At 64.0% G+C, this 16,511-nt stretch carries 15 protein-coding genes; 7 read left to right on the top strand and 8 right to left on the bottom strand.

Going from position 1 to position 16,511, the window contains the following annotated elements; translation table 11 throughout:
- Positions 1 to 56: 56 nt before the first annotated feature.
- The 3 genes from ACODSR_RS15855 to pabB all read right to left on the bottom strand — a co-directional run bounded on the left by ACODSR_RS15855 (position 57) and on the right by pabB (position 3,277).
- The gene (locus ACODSR_RS15855) at positions 57 to 1,259 is read right to left on the bottom strand and encodes a pyridoxal phosphate-dependent aminotransferase (protein WP_489077608.1); all 1,203 of its coding nucleotides are present in this window, start codon (positions 1,257 to 1,259) and stop codon (positions 57 to 59) included.
- A gap of 185 nt (positions 1,260 to 1,444) precedes the next feature.
- Positions 1,445 to 2,068, bottom strand: a complete 624-nt coding sequence (locus ACODSR_RS15850) for an aminotransferase class IV (protein WP_489077607.1) — start codon at positions 2,066 to 2,068, stop codon at positions 1,445 to 1,447.
- Positions 2,069 to 2,101: 33 nt separating this feature from the next.
- Complete coding sequence (gene pabB / locus ACODSR_RS15845) at positions 2,102 to 3,277, bottom strand: aminodeoxychorismate synthase component I (protein ID WP_489077606.1); 1,176 nt, start codon at positions 3,275 to 3,277, stop codon at positions 2,102 to 2,104.
- Positions 3,278 to 3,536: 259 nt separating this feature from the next.
- Here pabB and ACODSR_RS15840 point away from each other — a divergent pair, with 259 nt between their 5' ends.
- Positions 3,537 to 3,920, top strand: coding sequence for a DUF983 domain-containing protein (locus ACODSR_RS15840; RefSeq protein ID WP_489077677.1), 384 nt, complete (start codon positions 3,537 to 3,539; stop codon positions 3,918 to 3,920).
- A 225-nt stretch (positions 3,921 to 4,145) separates the two neighbouring features.
- On the opposite strand, the gene ACODSR_RS15835 is transcribed toward ACODSR_RS15840, so the two are convergent.
- Positions 4,146 to 4,583, bottom strand: a complete 438-nt coding sequence (locus ACODSR_RS15835; protein WP_489077605.1) for an acyl-CoA thioesterase — start codon at positions 4,581 to 4,583, stop codon at positions 4,146 to 4,148.
- A gap of 242 nt (positions 4,584 to 4,825) precedes the next feature.
- Here ACODSR_RS15835 and ACODSR_RS15830 point away from each other — a divergent pair, with 242 nt between their 5' ends.
- From ACODSR_RS15830 to ACODSR_RS15810, 5 genes are all read left to right on the top strand, one after another.
- The gene (locus ACODSR_RS15830; RefSeq protein WP_489077604.1) at positions 4,826 to 7,132 is read left to right on the top strand and encodes a TonB-dependent receptor; all 2,307 of its coding nucleotides are present in this window, start codon (positions 4,826 to 4,828) and stop codon (positions 7,130 to 7,132) included.
- A gap of 134 nt (positions 7,133 to 7,266) precedes the next feature.
- Complete coding sequence (locus tag ACODSR_RS15825) at positions 7,267 to 8,613, top strand: alkaline phosphatase family protein (protein WP_489077603.1); 1,347 nt, start codon at positions 7,267 to 7,269, stop codon at positions 8,611 to 8,613.
- 86 nt (positions 8,614 to 8,699) lie between these two features.
- Positions 8,700 to 9,926, top strand: a complete 1,227-nt coding sequence (locus ACODSR_RS15820; RefSeq protein ID WP_489077602.1) for a YceI family protein — start codon at positions 8,700 to 8,702, stop codon at positions 9,924 to 9,926.
- Between the two features lie 63 nt (positions 9,927 to 9,989).
- On the top strand, positions 9,990 to 10,343 hold the full coding sequence (locus ACODSR_RS15815; RefSeq protein ID WP_489077601.1) for a Rap1a/Tai family immunity protein: 354 nt from the start codon (positions 9,990 to 9,992) through the stop codon (positions 10,341 to 10,343).
- Positions 10,344 to 10,471: 128 nt separating this feature from the next.
- Positions 10,472 to 11,842 (top strand): class II 3-deoxy-7-phosphoheptulonate synthase, encoded by a 1,371-nt coding sequence (locus ACODSR_RS15810; protein WP_489077600.1) that lies wholly within the window; start codon positions 10,472 to 10,474, stop codon positions 11,840 to 11,842.
- Between the two features lie 763 nt (positions 11,843 to 12,605).
- On the opposite strand, the gene ACODSR_RS15805 is transcribed toward ACODSR_RS15810, so the two are convergent.
- The 4 genes from ACODSR_RS15805 to ACODSR_RS15790 all read right to left on the bottom strand — a co-directional run bounded on the left by ACODSR_RS15805 (position 12,606) and on the right by ACODSR_RS15790 (position 15,716).
- Positions 12,606 to 13,148 (bottom strand): rRNA large subunit pseudouridine synthase E, encoded by a 543-nt coding sequence (locus ACODSR_RS15805; RefSeq protein WP_489077599.1) that lies wholly within the window; start codon positions 13,146 to 13,148, stop codon positions 12,606 to 12,608.
- A gap of 3 nt (positions 13,149 to 13,151) precedes the next feature.
- Positions 13,152 to 14,288, bottom strand: a complete 1,137-nt coding sequence (locus tag ACODSR_RS15800) for a JmjC domain-containing protein (RefSeq protein WP_489077598.1) — start codon at positions 14,286 to 14,288, stop codon at positions 13,152 to 13,154.
- 194 nt (positions 14,289 to 14,482) lie between these two features.
- Positions 14,483 to 15,166: a hypothetical protein gene (locus tag ACODSR_RS15795; protein WP_489077676.1), complete on the bottom strand. Its 684-nt coding sequence runs from the start codon at positions 15,164 to 15,166 to the stop codon at positions 14,483 to 14,485.
- 163 nt (positions 15,167 to 15,329) lie between these two features.
- Entirely contained in the window at positions 15,330 to 15,716 is a 387-nt protein-coding gene (locus ACODSR_RS15790; protein WP_119745064.1) for a PH domain-containing protein, read from the bottom strand.
- Positions 15,717 to 15,861: 145 nt separating this feature from the next.
- Between ACODSR_RS15790 and ACODSR_RS15785 the strand changes: the two genes are divergently transcribed.
- Positions 15,862 to 16,416 (top strand): nuclease, encoded by a 555-nt coding sequence (locus ACODSR_RS15785; protein ID WP_489077597.1) that lies wholly within the window; start codon positions 15,862 to 15,864, stop codon positions 16,414 to 16,416.
- Positions 16,417 to 16,511: the final 95 nt, after the last annotated feature.

The raw sequence follows: 16,511 nt of genomic DNA, 5'->3' as shown, positions 1-16,511 counted from the left end.
CTCCACCACTGGCTTCGCCAGCGGTCCCCCTCCCCAAGCAAGCTTGGGGAGGAATGTTATTTCAGCGCGGCGCAGGCTTCCTGGATGCGGGTGCAGGCCTTTTTCAGCACCTCTTCCGACGTCGCATAGCTGATGCGGAAGGCGGGAGAGAGACCGAAGGCGGCGCCATGGACCGCGGCAACCTTGGCCTCGTCCAGGAAATAGCCGATCAGCGTTTCGTCGCTGTCGATTCTCACCCCCTTGGGCGTCACCTTGCCGATCACGCCGCTGGCGTCGGGATAGACGTAGAAAGCGCCTTCGGGCGTCGGGCAATCCAGCCCCGGCGCATCGTTCAGCATCGCGACGACCATGTCGCGGCGCTTCTTGAAGGCGGCGTTGCGATCCTCCAGAAAATCCTGCGGGCCAGTGAGCGCGGCGACGGCCGCCGCCTGGCTGATCGAGCAGGGGTTGCTGGTCGACTGCGATTGCAGCTTGCCCATCGCCTTGATGATCCATTCGGGACCACCGGCAAAACCGATGCGCCAGCCGGTCATGGAGAAGGCCTTGGAACAGCCATTGACCGTCAGGGTGCGGTCATACAGCTCCGGGCAGACCTGCGCGATGGTCGCGAACGGCGTCGTCGCGTACCAGACATGCTCATACATATCGTCGGTCATGATGAGGACATGGGGATGGCGTAGCAGCACATCCGCCAGTTCCTTCAGTTCCGCCGCCGAATAGGCCGCGCCACTGGGGTTGGACGGCGAATTGAGCATCACCCATTTGGTGCGCGGGGTGATCGCGGCCTCCAACTGGGCGGCGGTGATCTTGTAGCCCTGGCTTGCCGGCCCTTCGATAAACACCGGGGTGCCGCCCGCAAAGTTCACGATGTCGGGATAGCTGACCCAGTAAGGCGCGGGGATGATGACTTCATCGCCCACATCCACCGTCGCGACCAGTGCGTTGAACAAGGTGTGCTTGCCGCCGGAGTTCACCGTGATCTGGCTGCGCTTATAGGCCAGGCCATTGTCGCGCTGGAATTTGAACATCACCGCTTCCTTGACGTCGGCAGTGCCGTCCACGTCGGTATAGCGGGTCAGGTTGTTGCGAATGGCGGCGATGCCCGCTTCCTTGACGAAATCGGGCGTGTCGAAGTCCGGCTCCCCCGCCGACAGGCCAATCACGTCCACGCCCTGCGCCTTGAGCGCATTCACCCGCGCGCTCATGGCGAGCGTGGCGGAAGGCTGGATACGACCAAGGGCGGCGGAAGTCTGGCTCATGGTAATTATCTTTCTCCAAAGCGATTTCAAAGCGGGCGGCACCGCCCACTGGCTCGGAAATCGCGACAGCAAATGACTCAATCCCCTTGTCCGCCTGTAAAGCGGACGCGGCGGTCCTTAGTGCGCAACGGACGCAGGGGCAACCGCCAGTTGGCGCGTCGTGGATTTACGGCAGAATGATGTGGCTAATGCGCCCGTGTCGCCGCGACCATGCCGCGCGCGGCGTTGCCGATGAAAAAGCCATTGTCCAGATCATGCGGGCGCAGATCGGCCTCAACCGCCTCCCCCATGTCGATCAGGCTCTGACGCAATATGCCGGGCAACAGGCCGCGCGAGCGCGGCGGGGTGAGCAATTTGTCGCCGCGCTCGACGAAGATCGAGGAATAGCAGCCCTCGGTCAGATAGCCCTGCGCGTCGATCAGCGCGACTTCATAAGTGCCACCGCGCGCCAGCGCGTCGCGGTAGAGCGACCGGTCGGTGGTCTTGTGCAGCAGCCGCAGGTCGTCGGCAGGCGCATGGCGCGGCACCACCTTGACCGGGACGATCGCGGCGGGCCAGGCGATCCGATCGCGCACCTCGATCGCCACCGCCCCGCCGCGCGACACCATCAGCCGCACCCGGCTATGGTCGCGCAGGCGGAAGGTCGCGGCCTGCAATTCGTTGCGCACGCCATGGCGATCGAAGGCGAAGCCGAGCGCATCGGCGCTCGCCTTCAACCTTGTGAGGTGCAGCTCCAGCAACCTGATGCCTTCGAGCGGATCGAAGGCCATGGTTTCGAGCAGATCATAGCGTCCATCGGCCAGTGACATTCCCACTATTCCAAGCCGTTGGCGGCAAATATGTCAAGCGCCAGCAAGAAACCGCCCCTTGGCCAGACATTCCGCCCACTCCGAACCGGCTTCTGAATCCACCACCAGACCAGAGCCAAGCCCCAGACGTCCGACGCCCGCGCCTTCATCGATGGTCAGCGTGCGGATCGCGACGTTGAAGGCGGCGTCGCCATCCGGGTCGATCCAGCCCATGGAGCCTGTATAGACGCCGCGCGCATGGGGTTCGAGCGCATCGAGTATCTCCATCGCCCGCACCTTGGGCGCGCCGGTGATCGATCCGCAGGGGAACAGCACGCGCAGCACATCGACCGGCGACAGGCCAGGCAGGATGCGTGCGCGCACGGTGGACACCAGTTGGTGGACGGTCGGATAGGTCTCCACCTTGAACAGGTCCGGCACGATGACGCTGCCCGCCCGCGACACGCGCGACAGGTCGTTGCGCAACAGGTCGACGATCATCAGATTTTCCGCGCGCTGCTTGGCGTCGCTTTGCAGCCATTGGGCCAGCGCCGCATCCTGTTGCGGGTCAGCATGGCGGGTCGCGGTGCCCTTCATCGGCCGCGCAGTCAGCTGGCCGCGCACCAGCGTGAAGAAAAGTTCGGGCGAAAAGGACAGCAACGCATGCCCGCCGGTGCGGATCACCCCGCCATAGCCCGCCGCCGCGCGGGGGCGGATCGCGGCATAGAGCGCCATCGGATCGCCGCTGACCGTCGTTTCGCAGGGGAAGGTCAGGTTCGCCTGATAAATGTCGCCCGCGCGGATATAGTCCTGCACCGCGTTGAACGCCGCGCGATACTCGGCCTCCTCGATCAGCGGACGGGGTGGCGTCACGCTGGCCCCGGCCGGATCGGGCAGCAGGTCGGGCAGCGTCCCCGGCGCGATCAGCCGCACCCCTTCGAACAGGCCGAACCACAGCAGCGGCCCGGCGCTACTGTCCGCCTGCCGACGGCGGGCGATCGGCGCAAGCCGCTCCTCCAGCGCAAGGCCGGCCTCATAGGCCATATAGCCAGCGACATGCAGCCCGCTCTCGCGCGCGTCGGCCAGCCGATCGAGCGCGGGCTGGACCTCGCCCATGCTGTGCGCGGCGATAATGCCGACCGGATCGCGATAGAGCCGCGCCGGGGCTGCGCCACGCACGCGCGCATCGTCGAACAGGGCAAAGACTTCGGACGGACCGGGGAGACGCATGGCGGCTTATTAACAGGCTTTTGCGCGCGCGAAAGGGTAACTAGTGGCCCGATTCTGACATTCGGCACCTTTTGATGCTAAGTCACACTCGAATGTCAGAATCTTCCAGGGCCACTAGAAATTATCGATTCTGGTGCATTTTACGATTTTGCCATTTGCAGACCCATCCCAGCGTCCAGGGGATGCAAATGGCAAAATCAATCCACCAGGGGAATATGCTCTGTTGCGCCGCATGATCGCAGCCCCTACCTCAGCGTCTATGCCCGACCAGACCCCCAAAGCCGCACCCGATCGTCCGCTTGGCGCCGCCATCGGCCTGGCGCTGCGCGGACGCTGTCCGGCCTGTGGCGAAGGGCGCATGTTCGCCCGCTTCCTCAAGCCGACGTCCGCCTGCGCCCATTGCGGCCAGCGCTGGGACGCGCATCAGGCCGACGATTTCCCGTCTTACATCGTCATCCTGTTGCTCGGCCACATACTCGTGCCGCTGATGATCGAAGTGAACAGCGCGCTCGACATTCCGCTGGGCTGGCAGGCGGCAATCTGGCCGAGCCTGGCGCTGCTGCTGGCGGTCGCGATGATCCAGCCGGTCAAGGGCGCGGTCATCGCCTTCCAATGGTCCCGGCGGATGCACGGGTTTGGGTGATACCAACATGGTCATGGTCGTGATTTAACACGCTCGCCCCTTGAAGGCGGGGTCATCGCTTAAAGGTGCTGGCTCCACCTCAATCGTCACCCTGAACTTTTTTCAGGGTCCATTTCGCCGGATCAAGCGGTGGTTCGTGACGAGAAATGGATGCTGAGCCGAAGGCAAGCGCAGCTAAATAAATTCAGCATGACGAAGTGAAATGATCTTCCGCTGTGTCCCCAATCACCCCGGCTGGCGGATGAAATTCATCTCCATCGCCTCGCGGAGCGTCTCGTCAATTTCGCGGCGACCCTCGGCCCCATGCGTCACGACGGTAGTGTCGCAGGTGGCGACGCAGACGCCCTTCTGGAACCCCGCCGAACTGATCGTCCAGCTGGTGCGACCGATATGGCCGATCGCGCAATGGACGTCGAACGGATAGGGGAAGTGCGATTCCTCGATGAAATTGAGGTTCACATTCGCCACCATCCAGCGCACGCCCTGTTCCTGCGGATGACGGCCCATATGATGGTGAAACCGGATACGCGCGGTCTCGAAGATACCGGAAATCGCCACATTGTTGACGTGGCCCATCGTATCGAGATCCTGAAAGCGGGTGTCGATGCTGGTGACGAAGCGATAGGCTTCGGGGTTGAAACGCCAGGATTCGGGTTTGGCCATGTCCTGCTTTCCAATAAGATAAGGATGGCAATGCCATAGCCATGCTGGCCGGTGATGCAATCGGGCCAGCGAAAATGGCGCGACTGCGACCTTTATGACACAATGCAGCGCAACCCGCACATGCCCATCACAAGAGTGTCACGCGCAAGACGCCATTTCGTCAAGCTCCTCACATTGCAGTGCAACATCACGCGCCTACGGCCCCGGACCAAGCCGATCACGGTTATCCAAGGGGAAATATCATGCGTCCTGCCACTGCCCTGCTGCTCGCCTCCACCATGTTGGCGGCGACGCCCGCCTTCGCCCAAACCCCTGCGCCCGCGACGCCCGCCGCAGAGGCCGCACCCGACGATGCGACGATCATCGTCTTTGGCCGTGGCGAAACCCGTCAGGTGCAGGAAATCGCCGCGCGCGACATCATCGTGCTGACGCCCGGCACCAATCCGCTCAAAGCCATCGAAAAGCTGCCCAGCGTCAATTTCCAGTCGGCCGACCCGTTCGGCAATTATGAATGGTCGCAGCGCGTCACCATCCGCAGCTTCGACCAGACCCGCCTCGGCTTCACCTTCGACGGCATACCGCTGGGCGATATGAGCTATGGCAACCATAACGGCCTGCACATCACCCGCGCCATCAGCAGCGAGAATATCGGCAGCGTGCGCGTGTCGCAGGGCGCCGGTTCGCTCGGTACGCAGGCGACCGGCAATCTGGGCGGCACGGTCGAGACATTCTCGGCTGAACCGACCGGCGAACTGGGCGCGCAGGGCAATCTGACCTATGGCAGCGACGACACGATCCGCGCCTTCGCCCGCCTCAATCTGGGCAGCAAGGATGGCGTGCGCGGCTATGTCTCCTACGGCTATGGATCGACCGACAAATATAAGGGTCAGGGTACGCAGGACCAGCATATGGGCAATGCCAAGGTCATCATCCCCATCGGCGAGGCAAAGATTGACGGCTGGCTGAGCTATTCCGACCGCCGCGAACAGGATTATCAGGACATGTCGATGGGCATGATCCGCCGCCTCGGCTGGGATTGGGACAACACCTATCCCGACTATGCCCGCGCGATCGACTATGCCGCCCGCCTGAATGACGCGGACCGGGTCAGCAATAGCGGCGGATCGCCCTTCCCGGACGGTCTGCTCGACTATAGCGGCGCGAACGTCGCCACCGGCCAGACCTATCCCGGCAATGTCACCAGCGCCGACGACGCCTATTATGACGCGGCCGGCCTGCGCAAGGACTGGCTGGGCGCGATCGGCTTCACCACCCCGCTGGGCGAGATGGCCAAGCTGAACCTCAAGGGCTATTATCACAACAACAGCGGCATGGGCCTGTGGGCGACCCCCTATGTGCAAAGCCCCAATGGCGTTCCCATGTCGGTGCGCACCACCGAATATGAAATGGACCGGATCGGCGGCTTCGGCAGCGTCGATTTCACGATCGGCCGCCAGACTCTGAACGTCGGCGCATGGTATGAAAATAACAAGTTCAATCAGGCCCGCCGCTTCTACGCCTTTGCCAGCCGCACCGAACCGGGCCTGTCGTTCCGCGACTATCCCAAAAATCCCTTCGCGACCCAGTGGGAATTCGATTTCACCACCGACACGTTCCAATATCATGTCCAGGACAAGATCGACCTTGGCATGGTGACGATCAATCTGGGGTGGAAGGGTTTTTCGGTCACCAACAAGGCTGAGGCCGTCGTGCAGGCCAGCTTCCCGCAGGGCAAGATCAAGGCGCAGGACTGGTTCCAGCCCACCGCCGGTTTCGTCGTGAAGGTCACGCCTGAAGCAGAAGTCTTTGGCGGTTTCAGCCAGTCGACCCGCGCCTTTGCCAGCGCCACCACGACTGGCCCCTTCTCGACCAATCAGGCCGGTTTCGACGCGATCCGGGATGATCTGAAACCCGAACAGTCCGACACCTACGAACTGGGCCTGCGTTACAATACGCCCATCTTCAACGGCACGCTGGGCGCCTATCTCGTCAACTTCCGCAACCGCCTGCTGGCGGTGCAGGTCGGATCGGCGATCCAGGGCAACCCGTCGGCGCTCCAGAATGTCGGCGGCGTCCGCTCCATCGGCGTCGAAGCGGCGGGCGACCTGAAGCTGGGCGGCGGCTTTGGCCTCTATGCCAGCTACAGCTACACCGACGCGACCTATCGCGACGATGTCGTGAACGGCAATGGCGTGCTGGTCGCGGCGATCAAGGACAAGACCGTGGTGGACAGCCCCAAACATATGGCGCGCGGCGAGTTCAACTATGACGATGGCCAGCGCTTCTTCCGCGTCGGCCTCAACTATATGTCGCGCCGCTTCTACAGCTACACCAACGACGCCTCGGTCCCAGGCCGCCTGATCGTCGACGCCTCGCTCGGCTATCGCTTCACCGACAAGGTGGAGGTGCAGCTCAACGCCACCAACCTGTTCGACAAGCGCTATGTCGGCACGATCGGGTCGGGCGGCTTTGGCAATAGCGGCGACGCCCAGACCCTGCTGGTCGGCGCCCCCCAGCAATTCTTCGCCACGCTGAAGGCTGGGTTCTAAACACTGAATCTCCCCTCCCCTTCAGGGGAGGGGCCGGGGGTGGGGGCTATCGATCAGGCGCAGCCAGTAAAGGCACGCCCCCACCCCAACCCCTCCCCTAAAGGAGAGGGGCTTAAGAAGGACGACACATTCCCATGACCAAAGCCGCGCTTTTCCTCGCCACCGCCATCGCCGCCTGCATCCCGCACGCGGCACTGGCGGACCCCGTCCTCCTCATCTCGATCGACGGGCTGCGCCCCGGTGACGTGATCGAGGCGCAAAAGCGCGGCCTTACCCTCCCCAACCTGCGCCGTTTCGTGACGGAGGGCGCGCACGCTTCGGGCGTCACCGGCGTGTTGCCGACGCTGACCTATCCCAGCCACACGACGCTGATGACCGGCACAACCCCGGCAAAGCACGGCATCGTCGCCAATAACAGTTTCGACCCGACCGGCATCAATCAGGGCGGCTGGACTTGGTATGCGCAGGATATCAAGGTGCCGACCCTGTGGGAGGCCGCGACCAGGGCGGGCCTGTCCACCGGCAATATCCACTGGCCGGTCAGCGTCGCGGCGAAGGGCGTGACGTGGAACCTGCCGCAAATCTGGCGCACCGGCCACGCCGATGACGCAAAATTGCTCGACGCGCTGGCAACGCCCGGCCTGAAAGCGGAACTGGAGGCGCGGGTCGGCGCACCCTACGCCATGGGCATCGATGAAAGCCTGCCCGGCGACCAGCTGCGCGGTCGCTTCGCCACCGCGCTGATCGCCGCGCACAAGCCGCAATTCCTGACCGTTTACCTCACCGCGCTCGACCATGAGCAACATGCCATGGGACCGGACACGCCCGCCGCCAAGGGCGTGCTGGAAAAGATCGACGCGATCGTCGGCGATCTCGTGGCCGCGGAAATGCAGGCCCATCCCGACGCTGTCATCGCGCTGGTCAGCGACCATGGTTTTGAAGCGACCCAAACAGCGATCAACCTCTACCGCCCCTTCATCGACGCGGGCCTGATCACGCTGGACAAGGATGGCAAGGTTGCCTCCTGGCTGGCCATGCCCTGGATATCGGGCGGTTCCGCCGCGATCATGCTGGCCCGGCCCGAAGATGCCGCGTTGGCGGTTCGCGTAAAAACATTACTCGACAAGCTCGCCGCCAACCCGGCCAACGGCATTGCGCAGGTCGCGGACAAGACGCAGATCGCGGCGATGGGCGGCAATCCGCAGGCGACCTATTACATCAACCTCGCCCCCGGCTATGTCACCGACATCTATCGCGGGCCCACCGCGCCGGTGGTGGCGCGCAGCCCGGTCAAGGGGATGCACGGCTATTTCCCCGGTCCTGCCAATCTGCGCGCGACCTTCATGGTCATGGGCAAGGGCGTGGCACGGGACAAGGATCTGGGCCTGATCGACATGCGCGCGATCGCGCCCACGCTGGCCAAGGTCATGGGCGCATCCCTGCCCGACGCGGATGCCGAAGCGCTCCCCCTCAAGCCATAGGCAACGCTGCGTTTCCCGGCAGGGCGATGGACTTCGCCCCGCGCGCGGCATAGCTTCCGCGCCAAGTCCATCCTGCCGGGGTTTTCATGCAACGCTACAGCCTTGTCGCCATCATCCTGCACTGGGCCATCGCCGCCCTGCTCGCTTTCCAGATCAGCGTCGGCTGGGCGCTGGAGGATCTGGGCGCGCGGGGCTTTGCCCTCTATCAATGGCACAAGTCGGTCGGCATCACGATTCTTGTACTGACCCTGCTGCGGATCGTTGTGCGCTACTGGAAACCGCGCCCGGCGAAACTGGAGGGCGGCTGGCAGGGCGCGCTGGCGTCGGGCGTGCATGTCGGACTCTACGCCTTCATGCTGGGCGCGCCGCTGACCGGCTGGGCCTTGGTGTCGACCGCCAAGGTCAAGGTGCCGACCCTGCTGTTCGGCGTCCTCCCCCTGCCCCATCTGCCGCTGCCCGCATCAGCGCATGAACTGGCGGAGGGTGGCCATGGCCTGATCGCCTGGCTCGGCATCGCCCTCTTCCTGCTCCATGTCGCGGGCGCGCTGCGCCATCATTTTCTGATGCGCGACGGGCTGATCTGGCGGATGATACCGGGCCGCTCGACCGCGCTGTTGATCGCCCTGCCCGCGCTGATCCTGCTGGGTCTGGTCGTCGGCAAGGCTATCCTGCCCGCCCCCGCCCCCGCGCCAAAGGCCGCCGCTGCGGTCGAAGCCCCCGAAGCGCCAGAAAATATCGCCGAACCCGCAAATGTCGTGGCGGCTGCACCGGACAACGCCGCCGCCAACACGACCGAAGCCGCCCCGGAAGAACCCGTCGGTCCGCCCCCCGCCTGGACCGTGCAACCCGGCGGCACAATCGGCTTTTCTGTCGGCAATGATGGCCAGACGATCAGTGGCAGCTTCGCCAAATGGACCGCCGCGATCGTCATGGACCCGGACCATCCCGAAACCGCCGACATCAAGGTGACGATCGACATGGCCAGCGCCAGCGTCGGCGATGCCTATCAGGACGGGATGCTGCCGGGCGACGAATTTTTCGCCGTCGCCGCCCACCCCACCGCGACCTTCACCGCAAAGGGCGCGGAGAAAAGGGGCGCGAACGCCTATCGCGCCACCGGCACGCTCAGCCTCAAAGGCGTCGCCAAGCCCCAGACGATCCGCTTCACCCTGTCGGGCGACGGCGCAACCCGCAAGGTCAGCGGCACCGCAACCATCGCCCGCTCGGCCTTTGGCGTCGGCAATGGCGAGAGCAGCGGCGGGCTGACACCGCAGGTGGCGCTGACCTTCGCCTTCACGGCGAAGCGACAGTAAAAATCCGCCATGCTCCCGCGCAGTAATTTATAGTGTTCATGACCCGTTGCTTGGAAACCCCCTATGCGCGCACTCCCCATCCTTATCGCGACCGCCTTGCTCGCCGCCTCCCCCACGCCGGTCGCGGCCCAGGCCTTCATGTTCGAAAGCGGCACCTCGCTGCTTGCCAAATGCCGCAACAAGGCACCCGAATATGCGCTGGCCTGCACCGCCTATATCGTCGGCGTGGTCGATGGCATCCGCAAGGACAGCTTCATCGGTCGGGGTCGCCCGATCTGCTGGCCGGACAAGATGAGCGCCAACGACGCCCGCCGCACGGTCGTCGCCTATCTCGAACGCTGGCCCGACCAGCGGCACGGCCCCGCATCCGTGCTGGTCAGCGTGGCGCTCAACGACCGCTATCCATGCCAGAAATAGCCGCTCGATCAGTCTGATCGAAAGGATCATTGCGCCTGAACGCCGCGCGGCTGCTATAAACTTGCCTTGAACGGCGCACCGGCGTAGGTGCGGCCCCTGTTTTTTTGGTTCATTTTAGGAGACTCGTCGTGGCGGCGAAATGGACGCCGGATAGCTGGCGCGCGCATAAGGGCATTCAGATGCCCGCTTACCGGGACACGCAGGCGCTGGCCGCCGTGGAAGCCCAGCTCGGCCAGTTTCCGCCGCTCGTCTTTGCAGGCGAGGCCCGCAACCTGAAAACGGACCTGGCCAAGGTCGCGGCCGGCGAAGCCTTCCTGTTGCAGGGCGGCGATTGCGCGGAAAGTTTCGCGGAATTTCACCCGAACAATATCCGCGACACGTTCCGCGTACTGCTCCAGATGGCGGTGGTCCTGACCTTTGCCTCGAAGCTGCCGGTGGTGAAGGTCGGTCGCATGGCGGGCCAGTTCGCCAAGCCGCGTTCGGCCGATACCGAAGTCATCGGCGGGGTCGAGCTGCCCAGCTATCGCGGCGACAATGTCAACGACATCGCCTTCACGGCGGAAGGGCGCGAGCCGGACCCGCAGCGGATGGTGCAGGCCTATAACCAGTCGGCGGCCACGCTCAACCTGCTGCGCGCCTTCTCGACCGGCGGCTATGCCAGCCTGGACCGCGTCCATGGCTGGATGCTCGATTTCATGGGGCGCAGCCCTTGGGCAGCGAAGTTCGAGCAGATGGCCGACCAGATCGGCCAGGCGCTCGACTTCATGCGCGCCTGCGGCCTGTCGGCGGAAACCGTGCCGCAGCTTGGCGGGACCAGCTTCTACACCAGCCATGAAGCGCTGCTGCTGCCGTTCGAGCAGGCACTGACGCGGCAGGACAGCCTGACCGGCGACTGGTATGACACGTCCGCCCACATGCTGTGGATCGGCGACCGCACCCGCTTTGAAGGGTCGGCCCATGTCGAATATCTGCGCGGCATCGGCAATCCGATCGGCATGAAGTGCGGCCCCAGCCTGGAGCCGGACGCGCTCATCCGCCTGCTCGATGTGGTGAACCCAGGGCGCGAAGCCGGGCGGATCACGCTCATCACCCGCTATGGCCATGACAAGATCGAGGCGGGCCTGCCCAAGCTGGTCCGCGCGGTGATGCGCGAAGGCCATCCGGTGGTCTGGTCCTGCGACCCGATGCACGGCAATGTCGTCAAGGCCGCCAACGGCTACAAGACACGGCCGTTCGAGCGCATCCTGGCCGAAGTGCGCGGCTTCTTCGCCGTCCACCGCGCCGAGGGCAGCTTTGGCGGTGGCATCCATGCGGAGATGACCGGCCAGAACGTCACCGAATGCACCGGCGGCGCCATCGCCATCACCGACGAAGGCCTCGCCGACCGCTACCACACCCATTGCGACCCGCGCCTGAACGCGGCGCAGAGCCTGGAACTGGCCTTCCTGCTGGCCGAAATGCTGAACGAAGAACTGAAAGAACGCCGCGCCGCGGCGTGAGGGAATGGGGTCGGATCATGTGATCCGGCCCCGATCACCCATCTATCCCTCTCCCTCCAGGGAGAGGGATGCGCAGACTTGGCAGCTTGCTGCCCTAGTCGAAGCTGGGTGAGGGTGTGCGGCGTTCACATATGCGCACCAAATCAGCGTCCAACTTCGCCTAGGGGCCAACTTGGGTGGATTTCAGTCAGTCAGCTTTTGGGTAGATGACCGGCGATAGCTGACGTTGCACGAAGAAAAATCGTCCGGCAACAATCGCGCACTTGCGGACGTTTTGGCTTGCTGCATATTGCACGCATGTATCCCACAACATTCACCGAGCTTTCAGGGCTGATTGGCATTCTCGTGCCACTTGTAATCGCAACATTCGCTGGTCTGCGGAGCGTCCGCACGAAGGCTTTAGAGAATGATCTTGTGCGGTGGCGAAGGATTAACGAGCTAGCCGCAACGCTTTACAATAAGGACCATCAATTCGGTCTTTGGGCGCAGTTGGCGGCAGCACACGAGCTAGGGGAGGTATCTTCGCCACATAAGGGGGCTGCAAAAGCCATCCTAGCGCAATCAAGGATTACTTTTGTAGGCAACATTGCGCTTACCGAAGCGCTAAATATAGCAACGCAACGTATAAACCGGCGTTGGTGGAAAGGCAGCTAACCACCAGATTTCGTCATTCGGCGTCCGACGGCCCGTCTGAATGAATGGCTGGTTTCGAAGAGGAGGATAATCTCGCGGAACAGCAAAAAATGGTCGGTTAGCTCACCCCTCACCCAACCTCGCGCCATTCCCCCGGATGCACGCCCTCCAGCGTCCATTCGCCGATCGCCCAGCGCACCAGCCGCAGCGTCGGATGCCCCACCGCTGCCGTCATGCGGCGCACCTGCCGGTTCTTGCCCTCCCTTATCGTTAGGCTGATCCAGCAATCGGCCACGGTCTTGCGGAAACGCACTGGCGGGTCGCGGGGCCACAGCGCCGGGTCGTCGATCCGCTCGACCTCGGCTGGCAAAGTCCGTCCGTCCTTCAACGTCACCCCGCGCCGCAGCGCGTCGAGCGCCGCCTCGTCCGGTTCGCCCTCCACTTGCGCCAGATAGGTTTTGGGCATTTTGAACCGGGGGTCGGCGATCCGCGCCTGCAAGCGGCCATCATCGGTCAGCAGCAGCAGCCCCTCACTGTCCGTGTCCAGCCGCCCCGCGGGATAGACGCCCGGCACATCGACAAAATCCTTGAGCGTCTGCCGCTCCGGGCCATTGGCTTCGGGGGTGAACTGGCACAGGACGTTGAAGGGTTTATTGAACAATATCAGCGTCATGGCCTAAATCTCTTCCTCAAATGCCAGGCTGCCCTGATTGACGAGCGCGGTGAGCAGGGCAAGTCCGGCATCGGACGGATCGACCGTCACATGATCCTGCGCGCAGATCATCTCGGCCAGCGCTACCGTGTCGCCCGCACAATCGAAACATTCGCCATCGACGAACAGCAGCAGACCCGCCCCCTGCCGCACAAAGGAAAAGCGGCTGGCGGGATTGCGGCACAGCGCCGCCCCCTGCGCCAGCATCGCCGCGACATTGCCCGCTTCCATCGGCTCTTCGGGGCGCCAGTCGGTGTCGGGATATTTGGGGCTGCTGCTATATTGGCCGAACCAGCGGGCAAAGGCGTTGCGATCGGCCAGCGCGGCGGTCACCAGCCCGTGCAGCCGGTCGATCGCGGCAGGCGCGATCTCGCCCGGATTGGCCTGCTGCGCCAGATCGGGATCGGCAAAGCGATCCTCGTCCGGCATCGCGTCCACCAGCGTCTCGGACCAATGTTCGACCAGTTCGGCGCGGGACGGTGCGCGAAAACCGACCGAATAGGTCATGCAATCATCGCCCACCGCCACGCCATGATGCGCCACCCGCGGCGGCACATAGAGAATGTCGCCCGGCTCCAATATCCATTCCTGTTCCGGTACGAAGTCCGCGAGCAGGCGCAGATCGTCATGCGGCAAAAGCGGCGTTGTGGAATCGCACAGGCCGCCCACCTGCCAGCGGCGGCGGCCCAGCCCCTGCACCAGAAACACATCATATTGGTCGAAATGCGCGCCCACCCCGCCGCCATCGGTGGCATAGCTGACCATGACATCGTCGATCCGCCAGTTGGGGACGAAGCGGAACGGGTCGATCAGCGCCGCGACCTGCGGCACATGATGGTCCACCGCCTGCACCAGCAATGTCCAGGGGCGACCACCCAGCTGGCCAAAGCGGGTTTCGGGCAGCGGCCCGCTCTCCATCGCCAGCCGATCATCCCCCAGCGTGATCAGCCGCGATTCCACGCCCTCCTCGCACGCCAGCCCCGCCAGCTCGTCCGGCTCCAGCGGATTGCGCCACTCCCCCCACGGGTTGCGGATCAAAAGCGGCTTCTTCTGCCAATAGTCGCGCAGGAACAGGGCGGGATCGAAATGGGAAAGCTGCATGGCACAGCCCTGCCCGCTGGGCGCTGGCCTGTCAAAGCGCCTTTCCTGATCCTCCCCTTTAAGGGGAGGTGTCGGGCCGCAGGCCAGACGGAGGGGTGTCACCCTATCGAGAGGGCGACACCCCTCCGTCAGCACTGCGTGCTGCCACCTCCTCTGCAAGGGGAGGATCCGATAGAATGATCACCATGCCCCCCCTACATCTCCAGCCCGATCAGCGTCCCGCTGCCGATACGGTCGACATAGCGTTTGCCGTCAATCTCCAGCCAGTCGGGCGTCACTTCCAGCCGTCGCCCCCGGATGGTCGTGCGCAGATGTTCCACCGCGATCCGGTTGCGCGCGACGATGCGCAGCACCGCAAGGCCATCGCCGCGCGACGCCATCATCGAATAGCGGTCGCCGCGCAGCAGGAAGTGCCAGCTGCCATTGGTGGGCAACCATTCATTGCCGTCGATCACCTGCACCGGTTCGCCATCGGGCGCGCCCAGCCGCACGCTGATCCGCGTCGCGCCATTGGTGCGGCGGGGCGGCGCGAAGATCAGGATCGGCTCGCCGTCCAGCGTGATCGGGATCGGCGTGTCGCGCAGCAAGCGCGATCCGCCGACGATCAGTTGTGGCAGCTCGGCGGAAAAGGGCAGCCGGTCGCGCGCGAAATGGCGCTGGCGCACCACCGGATTGGCATGGAAACTCTGCACCTGCGTCGCGGTCAGCCGCCCTTCCTCGACCAGCCCGTGGCAGGTCGGGCACAGCAAAGTCGCGCCATTGCTGTCGGGCAGGGCCAGATAGCGATAGATGGTCACCCCGCACCGCACACAGGCAAAGCCGCAGGCCTGCCTTATGTCCGCGCGCTGCTCGGCTGTCAGTTCCGTCAATGACGGCATCACTCGCAAGCCCATGCAGACGACCCCTTGTCCGCGCCGCGCCACATCATGCGGCCCGGCGTTGCTGTTTCTGGCGTCCTCTGCGGCTGGGAACTCTGCCGGTCCCCCCAAACTGCTATCGTTGAAATATATGCGTCAAAGTCAAGGGGTAGCGTGAGACAACCTATCGCTGCGGCAACAGATCCAGGTTGCGCGCGGCAGCAATGGCGCGGATGCGGCCGGGTCGCGGCATATTCTTGATCGCGATTTCGGCGACATCGCCCGCGCTGAACAGCTCGACGTGGCCGACGTCGAAGATGCGCTGGCCCAGGCTTTGCGTGATCCGCACGCTGCGAATGCTCGACAGCGCGACCTGCGTGCGCTGCTTGGCCAGCAACCCCCGCTCCATCAGCACCTCGCGCTCGCTCAGCGCCAGCCGCTCCCCCTTATGCATCACCCACCACACAGCAATGGCGAGAATACCGACCACCGACACCAACAACAGCGTGAACAGCACCGGGTGCGCCCGGAACATCGCGGGATGCTCATCATATAACCAGCCCTCGCTCATGCCGCCTCCTGCGTCGGGAACGCGCCGGTTTGACCATGCCCCTGCGCCATCGTCAAGCCGCCGATCCCCTGATCCGCGCCGGGTTGGTTAACGAAATATTTGCGAAAGATCGGCTAACATTACACAGAATAGTGGAAAACCGATCATGGCACGTAATCTCTACGACCTGGGCGATCGCACACCCGACCCGTCGGGTGCCTGGCTGCATGACACGCAGGAAAGCCGCACCCGCATCGTGCCGGTGGGCATCATCCTGGTCGCGCTGCTGATCGCGGGCGGTGCGATATTGCTGTTCAAGGATATGTTGCCCGCCCCCGGTGGCGCCAAGGTCGCTGGTCCCACGACCATTTCCGAACGCTTTGCCACCTGCGACGACCTGACCGGCGACGCCTGCATCCTTTCGGCGGACAGCTATGCCTATAAGGGCCAACGCTATCATGTGGCCGACATCAGCGTCCCCAGCCAGACCAATGCCCAATGCCCGGCCGAAGCGGAACTGGCGCAACAGGGCCGCACCGCGCTGGCCGCAATGATGAACGGCGGCGCGTTCGACGCCCGGCCCGATCCGATAGATCCCGACCCGTCGGCCAGATTGCTGGTACGCGACGGCGTGTCGCTCGGCCAGTTGATGGTCCTCAAGGGCCATGCCCAACCCTGGTCGCCCAAGCCGATCAACTGGTGCGCGGGCGAGGCGCGCTGAGCATCTGTCTCGAAATGCGCGAAAGAGCGCATTTCGGTTGCCGCACCGGCCCACACCCCCACCCGACCTCCCACAGAGTGTATCCTGAATGGGAG

The organism is Sphingobium sp. FG125, assembly GCF_057809795.1.
Note: the sequence above shows the minus strand (reverse complement) of the source record. Positions and strands in the feature narration are given on the sequence as shown.

Excerpts from the sequence above, each read along its gene's own strand:
- ACODSR_RS15835 (WP_489077605.1), bottom strand. The coding sequence starts at position 4,583 with ATGGCCAAACCCGAATCCTGGCGTTTCAACCCCGAAGCCTATCGCTTC.
- ACODSR_RS15855 (WP_489077608.1), bottom strand. The coding sequence starts at position 1,259 with ATGAGCCAGACTTCCGCCGCCCTTGGTCGTATCCAGCCTTCCGCCACG.
- ACODSR_RS15850 (WP_489077607.1), bottom strand. The coding sequence starts at position 2,068 with ATGTCACTGGCCGATGGACGCTATGATCTGCTCGAAACCATGGCCTTC.
- ACODSR_RS15825 (WP_489077603.1), top strand. The coding sequence starts at position 7,267 with ATGACCAAAGCCGCGCTTTTCCTCGCCACCGCCATCGCCGCCTGCATC.
- ACODSR_RS15830 (WP_489077604.1), top strand. The coding sequence starts at position 4,826 with ATGCGTCCTGCCACTGCCCTGCTGCTCGCCTCCACCATGTTGGCGGCG.
- ACODSR_RS15820 (WP_489077602.1), top strand. The coding sequence starts at position 8,700 with ATGCAACGCTACAGCCTTGTCGCCATCATCCTGCACTGGGCCATCGCC.
- ACODSR_RS15805 (WP_489077599.1), bottom strand. The coding sequence starts at position 13,148 with ATGACGCTGATATTGTTCAATAAACCCTTCAACGTCCTGTGCCAGTTC.
- ACODSR_RS15795 (WP_489077676.1), bottom strand. The coding sequence starts at position 15,166 with ATGCCGTCATTGACGGAACTGACAGCCGAGCAGCGCGCGGACATAAGG.
- ACODSR_RS15800 (WP_489077598.1), bottom strand. The coding sequence starts at position 14,288 with ATGCAGCTTTCCCATTTCGATCCCGCCCTGTTCCTGCGCGACTATTGG.
- ACODSR_RS15815 (WP_489077601.1), top strand. The coding sequence starts at position 9,990 with ATGCGCGCACTCCCCATCCTTATCGCGACCGCCTTGCTCGCCGCCTCC.
- ACODSR_RS15790 (WP_119745064.1), bottom strand. The coding sequence starts at position 15,716 with ATGAGCGAGGGCTGGTTATATGATGAGCATCCCGCGATGTTCCGGGCG.
- ACODSR_RS15785 (WP_489077597.1), top strand. The coding sequence starts at position 15,862 with ATGGCACGTAATCTCTACGACCTGGGCGATCGCACACCCGACCCGTCG.
- ACODSR_RS15840 (WP_489077677.1), top strand. The coding sequence starts at position 3,537 with ATGCCCGACCAGACCCCCAAAGCCGCACCCGATCGTCCGCTTGGCGCC.
- pabB (WP_489077606.1), bottom strand. The coding sequence starts at position 3,277 with ATGCGTCTCCCCGGTCCGTCCGAAGTCTTTGCCCTGTTCGACGATGCG.